Source organism: Pedobacter africanus, assembly GCF_040548825.1.
Lineage (GTDB): Bacteria > Bacteroidota > Bacteroidia > Sphingobacteriales > Sphingobacteriaceae > Pedobacter > Pedobacter africanus_A.
The window spans coordinates 1124180-1144022 of record NZ_JBEPSL010000002.1; the positions used below are offsets into that span (position 1 = coordinate 1124180).

The 19843-nt window shown below is 45.1% G+C and carries 17 protein-coding genes and 1 pseudogene; 5 read left to right on the forward strand and 13 right to left on the reverse strand.

All coding sequences use genetic code 11. The features are described from left to right. Positions 1 to 10: 10 nt before the first annotated feature. Positions 11 to 1591, forward strand: coding sequence for a peptide chain release factor 3 (locus ABIE26_RS14895; RefSeq protein WP_310141793.1), 1581 nt, complete (start codon positions 11 to 13; stop codon positions 1589 to 1591). Positions 1592 to 1633: 42 nt separating this feature from the next. Here the strand turns inward: ABIE26_RS14895 and ABIE26_RS14900 are convergent. From ABIE26_RS14900 to ABIE26_RS14955, 12 genes and pseudogenes are all read right to left on the reverse strand, one after another. Further along, positions 1634 to 2125 (reverse strand): annotated as a pseudogene (locus ABIE26_RS14900) (RNA polymerase sigma factor); the annotation flags it as partial. A 136-nt stretch (positions 2126 to 2261) separates the two neighbouring features. Next, complete coding sequence (locus ABIE26_RS14905; protein ID WP_310141792.1) at positions 2262 to 2891, reverse strand: hypothetical protein; 630 nt, start codon at positions 2889 to 2891, stop codon at positions 2262 to 2264. Positions 2892 to 2991: 100 nt separating this feature from the next. Further along, the gene (gene argH, locus ABIE26_RS14910; RefSeq protein WP_310141791.1) at positions 2992 to 4323 is read right to left on the reverse strand and encodes an argininosuccinate lyase; all 1332 of its coding nucleotides are present in this window, start codon (positions 4321 to 4323) and stop codon (positions 2992 to 2994) included. A gap of 19 nt (positions 4324 to 4342) precedes the next feature. Further along, complete coding sequence (locus ABIE26_RS14915; protein WP_310141790.1) at positions 4343 to 5410, reverse strand: M20 family metallo-hydrolase; 1068 nt, start codon at positions 5408 to 5410, stop codon at positions 4343 to 4345. Between the two features lie 4 nt (positions 5411 to 5414). Further along, positions 5415 to 6233, reverse strand: a complete 819-nt coding sequence (gene proC / locus ABIE26_RS14920) for a pyrroline-5-carboxylate reductase (RefSeq protein WP_310141789.1) — start codon at positions 6231 to 6233, stop codon at positions 5415 to 5417. Between the two features lie 3 nt (positions 6234 to 6236). Then, positions 6237 to 7028, reverse strand: coding sequence for an acetylglutamate kinase (gene argB / locus ABIE26_RS14925; protein ID WP_310141787.1), 792 nt, complete (start codon positions 7026 to 7028; stop codon positions 6237 to 6239). Between the two features lie 3 nt (positions 7029 to 7031). Further along, positions 7032 to 7994 carry an acetylornithine carbamoyltransferase gene (locus ABIE26_RS14930; protein WP_310141786.1) on the reverse strand — a complete coding sequence of 321 codons (963 nt, stop codon included), beginning with the start codon at positions 7992 to 7994 and terminating at the stop codon, positions 7032 to 7034. Beyond that, a complete protein-coding gene (locus ABIE26_RS14935; protein ID WP_310141784.1) occupies positions 7991 to 9124 on the reverse strand; it encodes an aspartate aminotransferase family protein in 1134 nt (377 codons plus the stop codon). The genes ABIE26_RS14930 and ABIE26_RS14935 overlap by 4 nt, the downstream gene beginning before the upstream one ends. A gap of 91 nt (positions 9125 to 9215) precedes the next feature. After that, complete coding sequence (argC, locus tag ABIE26_RS14940; protein ID WP_310141783.1) at positions 9216 to 10187, reverse strand: N-acetyl-gamma-glutamyl-phosphate reductase; 972 nt, start codon at positions 10185 to 10187, stop codon at positions 9216 to 9218. Beyond that, positions 10177 to 11370 (reverse strand): argininosuccinate synthase, encoded by a 1194-nt coding sequence (argG, locus tag ABIE26_RS14945; RefSeq protein WP_310141781.1) that lies wholly within the window; start codon positions 11368 to 11370, stop codon positions 10177 to 10179. Before argG ends, argC begins: the two co-directional genes overlap by 11 nt. 14 nt (positions 11371 to 11384) lie before the next feature. Continuing rightward, positions 11385 to 12086: an N-acetyltransferase gene (locus ABIE26_RS14950; protein ID WP_084238200.1), complete on the reverse strand. Its 702-nt coding sequence runs from the start codon at positions 12084 to 12086 to the stop codon at positions 11385 to 11387. Positions 12087 to 12427: 341 nt separating this feature from the next. Continuing rightward, positions 12428 to 13630, reverse strand: coding sequence for an NAD(P)/FAD-dependent oxidoreductase (locus tag ABIE26_RS14955; protein WP_310141778.1), 1203 nt, complete (start codon positions 13628 to 13630; stop codon positions 12428 to 12430). A gap of 118 nt (positions 13631 to 13748) precedes the next feature. Between ABIE26_RS14955 and ABIE26_RS14960 the strand changes: the two genes are divergently transcribed. The 3 genes from ABIE26_RS14960 (at position 13749) to ABIE26_RS14970 (ending at position 15985) form a co-directional block, all read left to right on the forward strand. After that, positions 13749 to 14891: a M28 family metallopeptidase gene (locus ABIE26_RS14960; RefSeq protein WP_310141777.1), complete on the forward strand. Its 1143-nt coding sequence runs from the start codon at positions 13749 to 13751 to the stop codon at positions 14889 to 14891. A 75-nt stretch (positions 14892 to 14966) separates the two neighbouring features. Then, the gene (locus tag ABIE26_RS14965) at positions 14967 to 15272 is read left to right on the forward strand and encodes a YbaB/EbfC family nucleoid-associated protein (protein WP_310141775.1); all 306 of its coding nucleotides are present in this window, start codon (positions 14967 to 14969) and stop codon (positions 15270 to 15272) included. A gap of 35 nt (positions 15273 to 15307) precedes the next feature. Further along, complete coding sequence (locus ABIE26_RS14970; RefSeq protein ID WP_310141773.1) at positions 15308 to 15985, forward strand: metal-dependent hydrolase; 678 nt, start codon at positions 15308 to 15310, stop codon at positions 15983 to 15985. 279 nt (positions 15986 to 16264) lie between these two features. Here the strand turns inward: ABIE26_RS14970 and polA are convergent, their stop codons facing one another. Next, positions 16265 to 19081, reverse strand: a complete 2817-nt coding sequence (gene polA, locus ABIE26_RS14975) for a DNA polymerase I (RefSeq protein ID WP_310141772.1) — start codon at positions 19079 to 19081, stop codon at positions 16265 to 16267. 66 nt (positions 19082 to 19147) lie between these two features. On the opposite strand from polA, the gene ABIE26_RS14980 reads away from it, so the two are divergent. Beyond that, on the forward strand, positions 19148 to 19840 hold the full coding sequence (locus tag ABIE26_RS14980; protein WP_310141771.1) for a hypothetical protein: 693 nt from the start codon (positions 19148 to 19150) through the stop codon (positions 19838 to 19840). Positions 19841 to 19843: the final 3 nt, after the last annotated feature.

The window sequence follows — 19843 nt, forward strand, 5'->3', positions numbered from 1 at the left end:
CAGCCGCATTATGATTCACCCAGAAATAGAAAAACGAAAAACATTCGCCATCATCAGTCACCCCGATGCCGGAAAAACCACCCTGACAGAAAAATTCCTGCTTTTTGGTGGTGCCATTAACACTGCAGGTGCCGTAAAACGCAACAAGGCCAACCAAAGCAACACCTCCGATTTTATGGAGATTGAGAAACAGCGTGGAATATCTGTTGCAACTTCTGTGATGGGCTTTGAATATAGCGGCAAGCGGATCAATATTCTGGATACCCCGGGCCACAAGGATTTCGCAGAAGATACTTACCGTACCCTATCCGCAGTAGATAGCGTAATTTTGGTGGTCGACTGCGTAAAGGGTGTAGAGGAACAGACCGAAAAGCTGATGTCGGTATGCCGCATGCGCAATACCCCGGTAATTATTTTCATCAACAAGATGGACCGTGAGGGTAAGGATGCCTTTGACCTGCTGGATGAAATCGAAAATAAGCTGAACATCAGCCTTTGCCCGCTATCCTGGCCAATTGGTCAGGGCCATACCTTTAAAGGCGTATACAGCATTTACAATAAACACCTGAACCTTTTTGAGCCGGATAAAACAAAGATCAGTGAACCGGTAATTGAGGTCAACGATCTGAACGACGATAACCTCACTAAATTTTTAAAACCTAAAGAGCTTGAAGGCTTAAAAAGTGACCTGGAACTTGTAGATGGGGTATATGGCCAGCTCGATAAAAGCATGTACATTGAGGGCTTACTGGCCCCGGTGTTTTTTGGCAGTGCCATCAACAATTTCGGGATCAAAGAATTGCTGGATACATTTATCAATATTGCGCCAAGTCCGAAAGGCCGTGAAGCAGAACAGCGTGAAGTGGCAGCAGGAGAAAAAAACTTCTCGGGCTTTGTGTTTAAAATCCATGCCAACCTTGACCCTAAACACCGCGACAGGATTGCTTTCCTGCGCATCTGCTCAGGCAAATTTGAACGCAATAAGTTTTACTATCATACCCGTCAGGACAAGAAACTGAAATTCTCCAATCCCATGGACTTTATGGCGAACGAGAAAAGCATTGTTGAAGAAGCCTGGCCGGGAGACGTGGTTGGCCTGTACGACAGCGGGAATTTCAAAATTGGCGATACTTTGACTGAAGGAGAGAAGCTTCAGTTTAAGGGCATTCCGAGCTTCTCTCCCGAAATATTTAAGGAGCTGGAGAACAGAGACCCATTAAAAACCAAACAGCTGGAAAAGGGTATTCAGCAACTTACAGAAGAGGGCGTGGCACAGTTATTTACCATGCAGCCCGGAAACCGCAAGGTGGTAGGTGCTGTGGGCGAACTTCAGTTCGAAGTAATTGCTTTCCGTCTGGAACATGAATACGGGGCGAAAGCAGCTTTCAGGATGCTGAGTTATACCCGTTCCAACTGGGTAACTTCAAAAGACAAAACCAAGCTTGCCGAGTTTCTGAAACGCAAGCAGCAGCATATTGGTGAAGATAAAGATGGAAACCCGGTTTACCTGGCAGACAATGAGTTCATGATCAACATGACCATGCGTGATTACCCGGATATTGAATTCCACAAAACATCGGAGTTTAAATAACAGAAAAACCTGTGGCGTTTGCCACAGGTTTTTTTGCTTTTTTACTGTTTGATCAGAAATGTCCAATTTTTCTGCAATTTCTTTATGAGAAAGATCGTCCTTTCTGCTCAGTTCAAAAATTTCTTTCATTTTTGGAGGAAGATTCCGGATTTCCTCTTCCACAATTTCCAGGAGCTGTTTTTCATCCAGCAACGATGTTTCCGAGCTTATGTCGGTAATAAAACCAGCCACTGAACTCAGATAATCACTTCTAACTTTATTCTGGGCAATCAGGTTAAATACCCTGTTCCGCACCGCAATATACAGATGCCTGGATAATTTGGTGTGGACATTCAGTGTAGCCGATTTTAGCCACAGGGTACTAAATACATCCTGGAGCACGTCTTTTGAACTGTCTTCATCTTTCAGCATTCTGAAGGTATGAAAATACATTTCTGCCCAATAACGGTTATAGATTTCGGTAAATGCAAGGCGGTCTCCCTGTTTCAATAAAACAGTCAGTTCACTATCACTAAAATCACTATAGGCCGGCATCTTTCTTACAGATCTGATACGATCAAAACGAAAGTAGACTTTTTAATTGGCAATAAAAAATGGGAGGCAATGACTCATTTCTTCAGCCAGCTTCATGAGTTCACAGAGTTCTGGGAATTGAAAAAATACGGGATGATCAGCGGTTGAATTCACTGGAAACCCCAACTTTTACATGCTTGGTATTATAAGCCTTAATTGTTTCCCGAATTTCATCAAAACTATACTCCTCTTTGTTTTTAAACTGCTGTAACAACTCCTGATCATCCCCTAATAGTTCATCAAAAGCTGCTTTTCTATCTTTCCTGCTTGTGCCAAGCGAAACCAGCTGATTTGTTTTGATCAGAAAAAGTTTATGCTCTCCATTTTTCTCCGCATACCAGAACCTTCTCGTACTTCCTGGTGTCATTCGTCCTTGTTGAATCCCCCCGGGACTAGATTGATAAAGTTCATAAAGGCAGATTTGTCCAAATTCCAGCCTTTCTACAAATTTGATAGCAGAAGGCTTAGGCAGCTTTTTAGCTAAGAATGGATTTTTCTCTTTATTATGATAATATTCCTTAATCCGCTCTGCAACAATTCTCTTAGCTTGCTCATCACTAACAGGAGTATACTTTAACCCTCCAAACAATTCTTGCTTTATGGAACACAAAATGGTATCTCCTTTATCGGTTATTACATATTCCGGATTCGACTGGGCGCTAACAGACCGAGAGAGACCAATCAAAAAGAACATGAAAAACAAATCTCTTTTCAATTTAAACTTCATGGAACTAAATTATAAAGTTAATTTGTTTACACAAAACAAAGCAAGCCTTATTGTAGCTTTCTAACCAGCGGGTATTACAGAATTTAAATAAAAAAGTACACTATGCCAGCAGTTTTTCTATAGCCTGATGTGTCTTTTCAAACTTAAACTGTGCCAGTACTTCTGCCATCATTTCCTCAATCTCTGCATTGCAAAGGTTACCAATGCTACCTTCGTGGGTATGGTTTAGTTCGGTAAGCGGCTTAAAAGTACCATTCTCAATGCTCTCTCCTACCTGCTTATAAGCTTCCCTGAAAGGCACACCTTTTAAAGCCAGCTCATTTACTACCTCTACGCTAAACAGGTAATCGTACTTTTTATCTTTCAGGATATCCGCTTTAACAGAAATGTTCTGCAGCATGTAAGTAGCCATTTGCAGGCATTCATTTAAGGAAACCATGGCCGGGAAAAGATTTTCTTTTAACAGCTGCAGGTCACGGTGATAACCCGATGGCAGGTTGGTGATCATCATGGCAATCTCATTGGGCAGGGCCTGTATTTTATTGCAGCGCGAGCGGATCAGCTCAAAAACATCGGGGTTCTTTTTATGCGGCATAATGCTGGAGCCGGTGGTCAGCTCATCCGGAAAGCTGATGAAACCAAAGTTCTGGTTGATGAACAGGCAAACGTCCATGGCCATCTTTGCCAGTGATGCCGCTATGGCAGACATGGCCTGTGCCAGAATCCTTTCTGTTTTGCCCCTGCCCATCTGGGCATAAACCACGTTGTAATTTAGGCGCTCAAAACCCAGCAATGAAGTGGTCATGGTCCGGTTTAAGGGGAACGACGAACCGTAACCAGCGGCAGAGCCCAAAGGGTTTTTATTGCACACCTTCCAGGCGGCCAGCATCAGTTCCATATCGTCGGCAAGGCTTTCTGCGTAAGCGCCAAACCACAAACCAAACGAAGAAGGCATGGCAATCTGCAAATGGGTATAACCTGGCAGCAGCTTATCCTTGTGGGTATTGCTCAGTTCAATTAGCTGATCAAACAAAACCGAAGTATTGCCTGCCATCTCTTCAATGCAGCTCCTGAAATAAAGCTTCAGGTCTACCAGCACCTGGTCGTTGCGCGAGCGCCCGCTATGAATTTTTTTGCCTGCCTCGCCAATGCGTTGCGTAAGCAGCCATTCTACCTGCGAGTGCACATCTTCTACGGTATCCTCTATTACAAACTCTCCTGCCGCTATTTCGGCATAGATCTTTTTCAGGGCAACCTGGATCTCAGCAAGCTCTTCGGCACTCAGCAGGGCAATGCTTTCCAGCATCTGCACATGCGCCAGCGAGCCCAAAACATCAAATGCGGCCATTTTCAGGTCCAGTTCCCTATCTTTCCCTACTGTAAAAGCTTCTATATTTTTGTTTACTTCAATATTTTTCTGCCAGATCTTCATCTATTTCTTCATTAAAATTCTACTTTCCGTTGATAACCGGTTTCAGCATCTCTATGTACAGCGCTATTCCTTCTTCAATCTCATTGGTGTAAATGTACTCATCAGCCATATGAGACCGCGCAGAATCACCAGGCCCCACTTTTAGCGACGGAATGCTCAGCAGCGCCTGATCTGAGGTGGTAGGAGAACCATAAGTAGTTCTACCCAATGCAATTCCCGATTGTACAATCGGGTGCGCCTTATCAATGGAAGAAGGTTTGAGCCTTACCGAGCGGGGCTTTACCTCACAATCCACATTGGTGCGGATGATCTTTAAAACCTCCTCATTTGTATAAGCATCGGTAACCCGGACATCTACTGTAAAAGTACAGGTTGCAGGCACCACATTGTGCTGCGAGCCGGCATTGATAATGGTAACCGACATTTTTAAAGGCCCGAACATTTCAGAGACCTTCGAAAAGCGATAATTGCGGAACCAATCGATATCCTTAAGCGCCTTATAAATGGCATTGTCCCCTTCCTCACGCGCTGCATGCCCAGCCTTTCCATGAACCATGCAATCCAGCACCAGCAAGCCCCGTTCTGCAATGGCAAGGTTCATTTGCGTAGGCTCCCCTACTATGGCAAATTCCAGTTCGCCCAGCTCTGGCAGCACATGCTCCAGGCCGTTGTTCCCCGAAATCTCTTCCTCGGCTGTAGCAGCAAGGCAAAGGTTATAGCTCAATTCCTGCTGCTCATAGTAATATAAAAAGGTAGCTATAAGCGATACCAGGCATCCTCCCGCATCATTGCTGCCCAGGCCATATAATTTCCCGTCTTCTACTTTTGCCTCGTAAGGATCGCGCGTATAGCCCGTATTTGGCTTCACGGTATCGTGGTGCGAGTTTAAAAGCAAAGTGGGCTTGGAGGCATCAAAATGTTTATTGTATGCCCATACATTGTTCAGTTTACGCCGGGTCTTCACATTTCGCTGCTGCAGGAATTGTTCAATCACATCTGCGGTTTTGTCCTCTTCTTTACTGAAGGAGGGTATGCTGATCAGTTGTTTCAGCAGTTCTAAACTATCTTTTTGCAGTTGGCTGGTCATCCTGTTATTCTTTGGTGTATAAAGCGCCCGCTTTAAGAGCGGAAAGTTTAATACCTTTAATTAATGAAGAGCTGTAGCCATTGTGCTCCATTTCGTTCAGTCCGGCTATTGTACAGCCTTTAGGCGAGGTTACTTTATCAATCTCCTGCTCGGGATGCGATTGCATCAGCAATAGCAGGTCTGCTGCGCCTTTGGCGGTCTGCACAGCCATTTTAAGGGCTTCATCCGCGTGAAAGCCAATCTCTACCCCTCCCTGTGACGCCGCTCTTATACCCCTTAGGAAGAAAGCAATGCCGCATGCACACAAAGCAGTGGCCGAAGTCATAAGGTCTTCATTAATTTTAACAACAGAGCCCACGGTTTCAAACATTCTGATCACTTCCTGCACATTCTCCGTGGTAGCATTATCTGTGGCCACACAGGTCATGGATTGACCGATGGCTATCGCCGTATTGGGCATAGCCCTGATGACCTGCACATCATCGCCTAGTTTACTTCTGATATCGGCACAGCTTACACCAGAAGCAACAGATATAAATAAGTGTTTCTTTGCATCAGTAACGGGTTTAATTTGCCCCAATAAACCATTTAACTGCTGAGGCAGTACGGCCAGCACCACAATATCAGCCTCAGCAACCACCCCGGCATTGTCATTGCTTACCGCAAAACCCTGTTCGGCCAGTGCAGCAAGACCGGCTATATTTCTTCTTGTCAGGCTGATCTGACCGGGTTCGGCATAATCGGACTTCACCAAGCCCTTTGCTAAAGAGATACCGATATTTCCGCTGCCTAAAATGGCGATCCTGCCTTTAAATTTTTCCATAACTTACTTTATTAATCTGGTTCCGAAACTGCTTCCGTTAATTTGTGGCAATTCATCGGCCTTACCAATATATACTGCCGAAACGCCACTTTTTATCGCCTCAAAGGCATTGTGTAATTTGGGGATCATCCCACCTGAAACCACACCTTCAGCCTTCAACTCATCAAATTCATCCATCCTGATCTCTGTTACCAGAGAGCTATCGTCCTCCACATCACGCATCACGCCACGCTTCTCAAAGCAATAAATCAGTGAGGTATCGTATTTTTCTGCCATGGCAACTGCTACGGCAGATGCAATGGTATCGGCATTGGTGTTCAGCAACTGAGACTGCCCGTCGTGCGTAATGGCGCAAATAACAGGCACAAGGCCTGCAGTCAATAAGCTATTCAGTGTTTCAACCGAAACCGAAGCCGCATCCAGGTCGCCCACATAGCCATAATCTATATCCTTTACCGGTCGTTTTACTGCTTTAATGATATTCCCGTCGGCCCCGGTAAGCCCTATGGCATTACAGCCTTTGGCCTGCAGCTGGGCCACCATATTTTTATTGATCAATCCGGCATACACCATCGTCACAATACGCAGGGTCTCTATATCTGTAATCCTCCGGCCTTCCACCATTTTGGCTTCAACGCCTAAAGAGGTACCCAACTCGGTAGCTATTTTCCCTCCTCCGTGAATTAAAACCTTGTCTCCGGGGACTGCGGTAAAGTCTAGCAGAAACTGATGCAGTTTCTCTGAATTGTCGATTACATTTCCGCCGATTTTAATTACGTTGAGTATCTTCTTCATGTTTTACAATTTTTCCAGCATTTGTTTCAAAACAGCCTGTGCTGCCCATAAGCGGTTTCCTGCCTCGTGGATCACCAGCGAGTTAGGCCCATCCAGTATTTCGGATGAAAGTTCCAGATCACGTCTTACCGGCAAACAGTGCATCACCCTGGCATTATTGGTGTTTTTGAGCTTATCGTTGTTCAGCATCCAGCCTTCAGGGTAGGTAAGTACCTTACCGTATTCCTTATAGCTAGACCAGTTTTTTACATAAATATAGTCGGCCCCGGCCAGTGCTTCATCTAAATTATGGGTAATGTGCGCTCCCGGAGTAAAGTCTTCGCTCAGCTCATAACCTTTAGGTTGCGCTATGGTAAAGTCCAGCATTCCCTCATGCTGCGCCCTGCACATCCATTCGGCAAATGAATTCGGCACGGCCTGCGGCAATGCTTTGATGTGCGGCGCCCAGGCCAGCACTACTTTGGGCTTCGCTGCTGATGTCCAGGTCTCTTTTATGGTAACCAGATCGGCCAGGCTTTGCAAGGGGTGCCGCGTAGCGCTTTCCAGGCTAACCACAGGCACCTGGCAATATTTAATGAACTTGTTAAAGAAATCCTCGTTGTAGTCTTCATCCCGGTTTACCAGTTTAGGGAAAGAACGCAGGCCCAGCACATCGCAATACTGCCCCATCACCGCAGCAGCTTCACGTATGTGTTCAACCGTAGTGCCGTTCATCACTACCCCATCCTGGGTTTCCAATGCCCAGCCCTCTTTGTCCATGTTCATCACCATTACATTCATTCCTAAGTTCAGGGCAGCTTTCTGGGTACTTAAGCGGGTGCGCAGACTTGGGTTCAGAAAAACAAGGCCCAGGGTTTTGTTTTTACCCAGGTGTTGGTGTGCATAGGGGCTTCCCTTTAGCGCAAGTGCATCTTTAACCAATTGGTCAATATTCTGCACATCGTTTACTGAAGTGAATTGGTTCATCCTTTTAAAGCAGTTTTAAAGTCATTTAAAAATTGATCTGCCTGTGTTTTGGTTAAGTTTAAGGCCGGCAGCAGTCGGATCACATTGGGTTTTGCTTCCCCTGTAAAGATTTTATATTTAAACAGCAGGTCGTTTTTTACGTTTGGCAGGCTTTCCGGCAAATCTATACCGATCATCAACCCACGGCCACGCACTTCCTTTATGGCTTCTATTTTCTTTAGTTCGCTGATCAGGTAATCGCCTACTTCCGCCGCGTTCTGCATCAGGTTATCCTGTTCAATAACTTCCAGTACGGCCAGCGCAGCTGCACAGGCCAGGTGATTACCACCAAAGGTAGTGCCCAGCATACCATGCCATGGTTTAAATTTAGGCGCAATAGAGATACCTGCTACAGGAAAACCATTGCCCATCCCTTTTGCCATGGTATAGATATCGGCATCAACACCTGCATAATCGTGCGAATAAAAATTCCCTGTACGGCCATAACCGCACTGTACGCTATCTGCAATGTAAACTGCATTATAGGCATCACAAAGTGAACGGATCTTTTGCAGGAAACTGATGGAAGCCTCTTTAATGCCCCCGACACCCTGAATACCTTCAATAATTACTGCGGCAATATCGTTTCCGTACTCCGAAAAGGCTGCCTCCAGGGCTGCTTCATCGTTGTGTGGTAAAAAGATGATGTGATCTGTTTCATTTACCGGCGCAATAATTTTAGGGTTATCAGTAGCGGAAACCGCCAGAGAGGTCCTGCCATGAAAAGCGCCTTTAAAAGCAATTACCTTCTTCCTTCCGTTATAAAAAGAAGCCAGTTTTAAAGCATTCTCGTTGGCCTCTGCTCCCGAATTACATAAAAACAGCTGGTAATCTGTTTTGCCCGAAACCTTGCCCAGCTTTTCGGCAAGCTGCACCTGCAAAGGAATCAGTACAGAGTTGGAATAAAAGCCCACCTTGTTCAGTTGCGCTGTTAAACGCTGCACATAATGCGGATGGGTATGGCCAATGGAAATTACAGCATGGCCGCCATACAGGTCCAGGTATTCCTGTCCGTTGGCATCCCATACTTTACTTCCCAGGGCTTTAGTGATTTCTATATTGTTGAGTGGATATACGTCGAATAAATTCATTTTCTTTTTTATTTAATGGGTTGAATAATGTTACAAGAGTGCTCATCTGTGTTCGAGATGACGGGGCTAAAAACTGGCGCACCGGGTTTAATTAAAACGCCGATGCTTTAAGCCGTAATCCTGTACCTTCTTCCAATCCAAAAATTAAATTCATATTCTGAACGGCTTGTCCGCTTGCCCCTTTCAGCAGGTTATCTATAATGCTAACGATAAAAAGTTTACTGCCATGTTTTTCCACATGTACCAATGCCTTATTGGTGTTTACCACCTGCTTTAAATCTATATTCTTCCTGCTTACGTGCGTAAAAGGATGCGCAGCATAATAATCGTCATAAATGCGTTGTGCTTCCTCGGCAGTCAAATCACTTTCTATATATATGGCCGCCAGAATACCTCTTGTAAAATCCCCGCGTTGCGGGATAAAGTTCATAATCTGGTTAAACCTGGAATCCAGCTGTTTCAAACTTTCACCGATCTCGTTCAGGTGCTGGTGCTCAAATGCCTTGTATACCGACAGGTTATTGTTGCGCCAGCTAAAATGTGAGGTAGCCGACAGGCCTTGCCCCGCCCCGGTTGAACCGGTAGTGGCATTGATGTGCACCTCGGCTTTTAACAGGCCTTTTGCAGCCAGGGGCAATAAACCGACCTGAATGCAAGTGGCAAAACAACCCGGATTGGCAATGTAACCCGCTTTTTTAATGGCTTCGCGGTTCAGCTCAGGCAAACCATATACCCATTTGCTCCCTGCATTGGCTTTTAGCCTGAAATCCTGGCTCAGGTCAATGATCTTTATGCCTCCATCAATATCATTTGCCTCCAGGAACTTCTTCGCATCGCCATGCCCTACACATAAAAACAAAACATCAATATCAGCTGAAAGCTTATCAGTAAAGCGCAGGTCAGTATCTCCCAGCAAGTCGGTATGCACGTCCGAAATCAGGTTACCGGCATTGCTGTTGCTGTGTACAAATTGAATAGCAACAGCCGGGTGGTTTACCAGCAGGCGTAGCATTTCGCCCCCGGTATATCCGGCACCGCCAACTATACCTGCTTTAATCTTCATGGCCGTTCACTTTATGCCAGATCATCACCTGGTTCCCAAAAATTTTAGAAAATCCTTTCACATCCTCACCGCTCCAGGCATTGTTCATTTCGCCATAGCTGCCAAACTTATTGCTCATTAAATCATGATCAGATGTTATGCCGATAATGTTAAAGCGGTAAGGCAGCAGTTCAATAAATACCTTTCCGCTTACTACTTTCTGGGTATCGGTTAAAAACGCTTCAATATTGCGCATAATAGGATCGTGGAACTGGCCTTCGTGCAGCCAGTTGCCATAGAAAGAAGACAATTGCTCTTTCCAGGAAAGCTGCCATTTGGTTAAGGTATGCTTTTCAAGGGTATGGTGTGCTTTTATGATCAGCACGGGTGCTGCAGCCTCAAAACCTACACGGCCTTTGATGCCAATAATGGTATCACCAACATGGATATCCCTGCCAATGCCATAAGGCTGGGCAATGGCCTGCAGTTTCTGGATGGCCCTAACCGGCTCAAGCGTTTCGCCATCTATGCCCACCAGCTCGCCCTGCTCAAAACGAAGCTCCAGTTTGCGCGGCTGCGTTTCCGATACTTGTGTAGGCCATGCTTCTTCAGGCAGGGTTTCATTAGAGGTCAGCGTTTCTTTTCCGCCAACAGATGTTCCCCACAAACCTTTATTGATGGAGTACCTGGCTTTCTCTGCACTATATTCAACCCCGTGTTTGTTCAGGTATTCTATTTCCGCTTCGCGCGATAATTTCAAGTCCCTGATTGGCGTAATGATCTCCACCCCCGGAATAAGGATGTTAAAGATCATATCAAAACGCACCTGGTCATTCCCTGCACCGGTACTGCCATGGGCCACGTAATCTGCTCCAATCTTTTTTACATAATTAGCAATTGCCGTAGCCTGGCTTACACGTTCTGCACTTACAGAAAGCGGGTAGGTAGCATTTTTCAGTACATTACCGAAAACCAGGTATTTGATACAGCTGTTATAATAGTCTTCTGTTTCATCAACCACTGCATGTGAAGCTACGCCCAATGCATAGGCCCGCTTTTCTATTTCTTTCAGTTCTTCATCAGAAAAACCTCCGGTATTTACAATTACAGAATGAACTTCCAGACCGCGGTCCTGGGCAAGGTAAATGCAACAAAACGAGGTATCCAAACCTCCGCTAAAAGCTAAAACAACTTTCTTCTTCATCTTAATTATAACAGCTATTTAAATAAAACAGTAAACATTAAAAACAGGGATTTCAACCCCTTCTTATTGGGTTTGGATTTAAGCACCAATCGTTGCTTAATACTCATGAAACGTTCATATAAGGTTGGGTTCTTATGCAGTTCCTCGGCAAATTTCTTTGCCGCATCGTGCTTTTGCTCAACCGGATCGTACAACATGGCGGTACACATGCAATTCTTGCGTTCCTTCATCTTTAATATTTCGAAGTTCACGCAGCTTTGGCAGCCTTTCCAGAATTCTTCATCCTGGGTAAGTTCCGAGTAGGTAACCGGCTCATAGCCCAGGTCAGAATTGATCTTCATTACAGCAAGCCCGGTTGTTAAACCAAATATTTTAGCTTTAGGGTATTTTTGCCTTGAAAGTTCAAAGATCTTTTCCTTGATGGCATGCGCCAGTCCGGCTTTTCGGTATTTGGGACTTACTATAAGGCCCGAGTTGGCCACAAACTGTCCGTGTGTCCAGGTTTCGATGTAGCAGAAACCGGCCCATGATCCATCCTTATGAAAAGCGATAACGGCTTTACCATCGGTCATTTTATCAGCTACATACGCTGGCGAGCGTTTAGCGATACCTGTACCTCGTGCTTTTGCTGATTCAGCCATTTCTTCACAGATTTCTTCTGCAAAGACACGATGTTCAGGAAGTGCAACCTGCACTATAAAATCGTTTATATTCATTAATATGATAACGAAAAAATATAAATGTTCTGATTAATTGTTTTTTGAGAGGCAATCCTCTTCGTAAATGAGCTGGGGTAAAATATTTACTCAGATCCGCGGCGTATAGGTTTGCCGGTTTGTGGTCACAAAAAATATGGGTCGCAAGCGCTCAATAAACAAACTTCTCGAAGCAATATTCTTTGCCTCAACAATAGAAAGTTTATGTGTGATGTGCTTGATCATTTTCTGTCTATAATAATATTTTAAATGAGTTGAGGCGCAAAGGTTTAAATAAATATTGAGTTGTGCAATACGTTTTTAATTTTTTTACATTTTTATAATGAAAATGTACATTTATTTTAACGCTGAAACCTGAAGTAATGCGATAGTAAGCCGGGCGTACCTTTCATCATGTCTACAATCATCTCTGCACCGGTTACCGAAAAGGTAATCCCGTTTCCACCAAAACCCAGCAAAAAATAGCTGTCGGGGAATTTTGGATGCATGCCGATATAAGGTAGCCCGTCTTTTGTTTCCCCAAAAGTACCACACCAGCAAAAATCGGTTATAAAGCTAACATCCGGGAGATATTTCTTTACCGTTTTAATCAGCTTGTCTTCTTTTCTACCCAGCAGCAGGTCCCTTCTCAGCGCATTTTTAAAGTTCTCGTCTTCTCCGCCTACCAGCAAACGGCCGTCGGCAGTTGTCCGCATGTACAGGTATGGGCTATCGGTATTCCAGAACAAAGTTTTCTCACAGATTTCAGGATGATGGTCTTCTTTTTCGCTGATCATTGCATAAGTACTTTTTAAGCTTACCACCTTATCCGGCAGCATGCCCTGTGTTTCATAGCCGGTACAATAAATGATTTTCCGGGCTTTTACACTCGCCCCCGTATGGAGCTGTACCTCTACCCCTTCCTTCTGGTACTTTACCTTTTTAAGTTCGGTCTTATCGAACACCTGCAAACCCCGCTCTGCATTGTAATGAAGTAAGTCGTGCGCCAGGCAAAAGGCATCCAGGCTTCCGCCATCGGCAGATAAGATCCCAGCCTCGGCCACTAGTCCGTATCTTGCATGCAGTTCTTTCTTTTCCATCCAGCTTACCTCAAACCCTGCTGATTTACGCGCTTCAAACTCTTTTTTCAACCATTTGAGGTCTTTAGCCCCCCCGGCAAAATAGAGGGATTCCTTTTGCTCAAACCCACATGCAGAACCAATCTCTTCTGATAGCTCTTCCAGCTTATAAATCGCATCTCTGCAGGCTTTATAGCTGGCAATAGCGCCCTGATCGCCAATCAGCTCTTTTAATTTATACAAAGGCACATCTATTTCGTACTGAAGCATAGAGGTGGTAGCCGAAGTACTGCCATTAGCAATTTCCCTTTTGTCTATTAAAACCGTTTGATATCCATTTTTAACAGCTGCATGGGCCATTAAAGCCCCGGTTATACCGCCGCCCACAATCAATACTTCACAATCCAGGTTGTGCCTTAACGAAGGATAAGAATGTTTTATGCCGTTTTTTACCAGCCAGAATGGTTCATTAGAACGTATGTCCATAGTTACAGATTAGTTCTTCTATAACAGCAGGATCTTTAATCTGTTTGATTCACCCGTCGATATTCTGCCTCATTTCCTTATATTTACTTTAACAACAAATGAAACACAAACACTGAACATGAAAAAGTGCCTGCTAGCGCTATGCCTGCTCATTTCCAAACCGGCCCTGTCACAGGATAGCGTACTGACAAGAAAACTGCTGGATACCCTCAGCTCAAAAACCATGTGGGGCCGGGGCTATACCAACAATGGCCTGGCCAAAGCGGCAGATTTTATCAGCACAACATTTCGGGCATACGGATTAAATCCCCTGGAGGGCAAATCCTTTAAACAGCCTTTTTCTTTTCCTGTAAATACTTTTCCGGGCAGCATGAGCCTTAAAATAAACGGCAAGGCACTGGTACCTGGTAAAGACTTTATCGTAATGCCCCAAAGCGTCGGAAAAACAGCTAGCGGCAAATTGGAGCAAAAGGACAGCACTATTTTTGTTGCTGCAAATGAAGGAATTGTGGTAGTCCTTAAAGATAAGCTCACCTGGACTGTAAGTACGGAGCTGGCAGATTATACCGGCGTAGAAGTGTTGAAAAGCGCAATTGGCCAGCCTGAAGCAATTGAACTGGACATAGAGCAGTGCTTTATTCCCGATTTTAATGCTAACAATGTTTGCGCCCTGGTAAAAGGCACCCGAAAGCCCGATTCATTGGTGGTGTTCACCGCCCATTACGATCATTTGGGCGGCATGGGCAGTAAAACCTATTTCCCGGGAGCAAATGACAATGCCAGCGGCGTCTCTTTTTTGCTGAGTATGGCTAAATATTATGCCGCTCATCCGCCCGCCTATAGCATGGCTTTCATCTGTTTCGCAGGGGAGGAGGCCGGGCTCCTGGGTTCAAAATATTTCACCGAACATCCACTTTTAGAACTCAGCAAAATCCGCTTTCTTATTAACCTGGATATGGTTGGAACCGGCGAAACCGGCATAACGGTGGTCAATGCGCCCCTTCACCCCAGGGAGTTTGCGCTGCTCAACAACATCAATGATGAACATCAATACCTGGCCAAAATCAATCCCCGGGGAAAAACGGCGAACAGCGATCACCATTATTTTTCAGAAAAGGGCGTGCCGGCCTTTTTCATCTATACCACCGGAGGCATCAGGGCCTATCATGACGTGTACGACCTGCCTTCCACCCTTCCTTTTACGGAATACCAGGACCTGTTTAAACTTTTCACCGCTTTTAACCAACAGCTCATGAAGTAAACCCTGTTTTTTCATTTAATCGGCATAGTTTAAACCAATTTCCTTTAATTTCGTTTTATATTAAAACAACAAGATATGTTCGATAAATTGATGGCCGCACAGCAAAAGGCCGATGAGATAAAAAGACGTCTGGATACCATCTCTGTTTTCGGGGAAGTTGAAGGCGGGGCAATCCGTGTTACCGCTACTGCAAACAAAGCTATTACAGCGATAGAAATTGAAGAAGGATTTCACAAAACTGCAGACAGGGAAGCGTTAGAAGAGTTATTGCTTACAGCAGTAAACAAAGCCCTGACACAAGCAGAGCAGGTAAGCGCCAGCGAAATGCAGGCCGCAACCAAAGATATGCTCGGTGGTTTGGGTGGTATGTTTGGCGGCTAAAACCGCTATTGTTTGACAAAGAAAAACAGCGCAAAATGAAGTATACTTATTACGGACAGTCCTGCTTTCAGCTGGAAGCAGATGGCAAAAAATTTCTTTTTGATCCTTTTATTTCGGGGAATCCCCTTGCAAAGCATATTGATATCAAATCTATTGAAGCCGATTACATCCTGGTGAGCCATGGCCATGGCGACCATGTGGCCGATATTGTGCAGATTGCCAACCACACCAATGCCCAGGTAATTGCAATGGTAGAGGTGGCAGACTGGATCACAAAACAGGGGGTAAAAAATGTAACGGACATCAATTTTGGTAAATCGAAGTTTGATTTCGGCAGCTTACGTACGGTGTGGGCTGTACACAGCAGCAGCAACCCCGACGGCAGCTATGGCGGCAATCCGGCCGGCTTTGTAATGGAGCTGGAAGGAAAATCCATCTATTATGCGGGAGATACTGCCCTTACAACAGAAATGAAACTACTTGCAGACCTGCACAGCCTGGATTACGCCATCCTGCCTATAGGCGGCCACTACACCATGGATGTCGACGACGCCCTGGTAGCTACCAAGTACCTAGAATGCGAAAGAGTAATCGGTGTACATTACAATACCTTTCCGCCAATCCAGATCGATCCGGAAGCGGCTGTTGCCAAATTTAAAAGAGAAAACAAAGTATTGCTGCTGCCTGCAATAGGTGAGACTATAGAGATTTAGTAAAAAGCAAGCATAACGGCTATTAAATAAAAAAGTACCGGAATGATTCGCCTCGCCAAATCTTAGGCCCTGAAGAAGGGCAAAGATTTGCATGTCGGCTCATCACACCAGTACTTTTTTTATGCGTATTGCAAAAAGCATGCATACTATGAAAAGGCATAGCGTCTTCGCGCTCCTTCAGCGCGATTTTTCGGGAAGCTCTTGTTTGATTTTAGCCCTCAAGAGCACTCCGTGGTTATGCAGCCTTTGAATAGTTATGCTTGCTTTTCAAGCAGGAAGTTAATGCGCCGCAAGCCAGTTGTCGCCCTCACCAATTTCAACTTCAATTGGCACTGTCGTTTTGATCGCTGTCTTCATCCGGTGTGAAATGATTTCTTTCATCACTTCTACTTCGGTTTTAAGCACGTCAAAAACCAACTCGTCATGCACCTGCATGGTCATTTTGGATTGCAGGCCTTTGTCCTGAATGTCTTTGTGGATGTTGATCATCGCTACTTTGATCATATCGGCTGCTGAGCCCTGTATCGGCGCATTAATGGCATTTCGTTCGGCAAAACCACGCACGGTCTGGTTGGCCGAATTGATGTCCCTCAAATACCTTCTCCTGCCCAGAATGGTTTCAACAAAACCATTTTCGCGGGCAAAGTTCATCGTGTCCGACATGTATTTTTTTATCCCCGGGTATTGGGTAAAGTACTGTTCTATAATTTCAGCAGCTTCCTTTCTCGGTATGCCTAAATTTTGGGATAACCCAAATGCCGACTGCCCGTAAATGATACCGAAATTCACGGCCTTGGCATTCCGCCGCTGTGTTGAGTCTACATCTTCAATAGCAATGCCATACACCCTGGCCGCTGTTGCGGTATGAATATCTATCCCTTTGCTGAAAGCATCAAGCATGTTCTCTTCTTTACTGATATCGGCAATGATACGCAGCTCTATCTGCGAATAATCTGCCGAAAGCAGGATATGGTTTTCATCTCTGGCGATAAAAGCCTTACGTACTTCCCTTCCTCTTTCCGTACGGATAGGAATGTTCTGCAGGTTAGGATTATTGGAACTTAACCTGCCCGTAGCGGCAACAGCCTGGTTAAAGCTGGTATGCACACGGCCCGTTTTCGGATTAACCAGTAAAGGCAGGGCATCCACATAAGTCGATTTTAGCTTCTGCAGCTGGCGGAAATCCAGGATATCCTGTACCACATCGCTTTTATGCGCCAGGGCCAGCAATACATCTTCGCCGGTTTGGTACTGACCTGTTTTGGTTTTTTTTGCTTTAGGGTCCAGTTTTAGCTTATCAAAAAGCACTTCTCCAAGCTGTTTAGGCGAAGCCAGGTTAAACTGCACACCACACTTCTCGTACACGTTCTGCTCAAATTTCCTGATGTCGAGTTCCAGCTCCTTTGAATAGTTTACCAGGGTGTCCATATCAATTCTCACCCCCTCCTTTTCAATATCAGCCAGCACATAGATCAAAGGATTTTCTACTTCCGTGGCCAGCTTTTCGGCGTTCAGTTCCTTTAGCAGTGGTTCAAAAACACCCGCCAGCTGCAAGGTCACATCAGCGTCCTCGGCAGCATAGTCGGTTACTTTTTCCACCGGTACATCGCGCATATTGCCCTGCGCTTTGCCCTTGGCGCCAATCAGGGTAGTTATGGAAATGGGTGAATAATTTAAATAATTCTCGGCCAGCACGTCCATATTGTGTCTGGTATCCGGGTCAATCAGGTAATGCGCCAGCATGGTATCAAACAAACGCCCTTTTACAGCTACCCCGTACCATTTCAGGATCAGCATATCGTACTTGATGTTCTGGCCTATTTTAACAATATCCGCATTTTCCAGAACCGGCCTGAATTCCTCTACAATCTGCTGGGCCGTGGCCCTTTCGGGCGGCACAGGTACATAATAACCTTCTCCGGGCTTAATGCTGAAAGACAAACCAACCAGGTCGGCCAGGTTGGCATCGGTACCTGTAGTTTCTGTATCAAAGGAAATCCTTTCCTGCTTCATCAACAGCTCAACAAGTGCTTTACGCAGTTCCGGTGTATCGGCAAGCTGATAATTGTGTGCAATATTTTCAATGGTATTTAAGGCTTTTACTTCCGGAAGTTCCAATACAGGCTCCGGAGCCGTAATTACGGTTGTATAAGAAATGGTTTCGCCAACAACATTTCCAAAAAGATCGGTTTGCTGGGTAACTACAGTTGTAGAACTTTTATTAAATCCTTCGCCAAACACCCTTTTGCCTATGGTCCTGAATTCCAGCTCTGCAAACAAGGGTTCCAGCAACTCCCGGCTTGGCTCTTCCAGTTCCAGGGCCTTTTCATCAAATTCTACCGGAACGTTCAATATGATGGTTGCCAATTTTTTGGAGATCAGTCCCTGCTCGGCATAAGTTTCTACATTTTCCCTTTGCTTGCCTTTCAGCTCATGTGAATTGGCAATGATGTTCTCTACAGAACCATATTGTTTAATGAGTGCTTTCGCTGTCTTTTCTCCTATCCCGGGGATGCCTGGAATGTTGTCTACGGCATCTCCCCACAGGCCCAGTATGTCTATAACCTGGTCTACACGGTCTATTTCCCATTTGGCCAGCACCTCTTTAACCCCAAGTATCTCCATTTCATTCCCCATTCTTGCAGGTTTGTAAATAAAAATACTGTCCGATACCAGCTGTGCAAAGTCTTTGTCCGGTGTCATGCAAAACACCTGGAAGCCTTGCTTTTCGGCCTCCTTGGCCAAAGTGCCTATGATATCATCTGCCTCATAACCATCTTTGGTAATTACCGGAATCCTGAACCCTTCAATCAGCTTAAAAATGTAAGGAAGCGCGGCCGACAGGTCTTCGGGCATGGCCTCACGGTGCGCCTTATAGGCTTCAAAGTCGGTATGCCTTTCGGTAGGGGCTTCCGTATCAAAAACCACAGCAATATGAGTAGGGTTCTCCTTTTTCAGTACCTCCATCAAGGTATTGGCAAAGCCCATTACTGCCGAGGTGTTAATTCCGGTAGAAGTAAACCTTGGATTTTTACTCAATGCAAAATGCGCCCTGTAAATCAGCGCCATACCGTCAAGAAGAAAAAGTTTTTTCATATTGCCATTTCAATGTTACTCCGATAAAGGTACTAATAACCCAATAATTTCCGTTATTTGACAAATATGAAATCAATAAAGTTTTATAAGGTACTGGTAATGTTCCTGATGGCATCAGCAGCGCTGAAAGCACAGGATGCAGTAACCATTTCTGAAGGTAATTTTGTACGCGGAACCATCCAGGGCACGGATTTCTCTACAGTTATCCTTAAGAACGAAGACGAATCAATTTCACAGTTCAAGGCAAAAGACATCAAGGAATTTTTGTGGAACGGTGAAACCTATGTAAGCAAGCCCATCGTCATCAAAAAACGCATGGAGCATCGTTTCTTCAGGCTGCTGGAGCAAGGTGCAGTAAATCTGTACAGCATTGGCGGAAGCACCGGGCTTATTGAAGAACCGCAGCCCAAAAGGGCAAGGGTAAGGCCTTCTATTGGCATTGGTGGTGGCACCGGCGGTTTTGGCGGACTGGGAGGCGGCGTAGGCATTACCATTGGCGGCGGCAGGAACCGTGAAGAACAACCTAGCAGGATTGCCGGCCCAACAGCCTATTTTATAGAAAAATTTGGTACAGGTCCAATGCAGGAAATCCCGGTTGAAGGTGGTAATTCTGCAGGCAAAAACCAACAGATCAAAACTGCACTTTTACAGAAAATGACCAACGATGAAGACCTTGCAGAGCGCATAAAGGCAACCGAAAGTTTTGATGCCAAGCTGGTACGTTCATTTGTGGCCGCCTATAATGCCATGCACAAATAATAG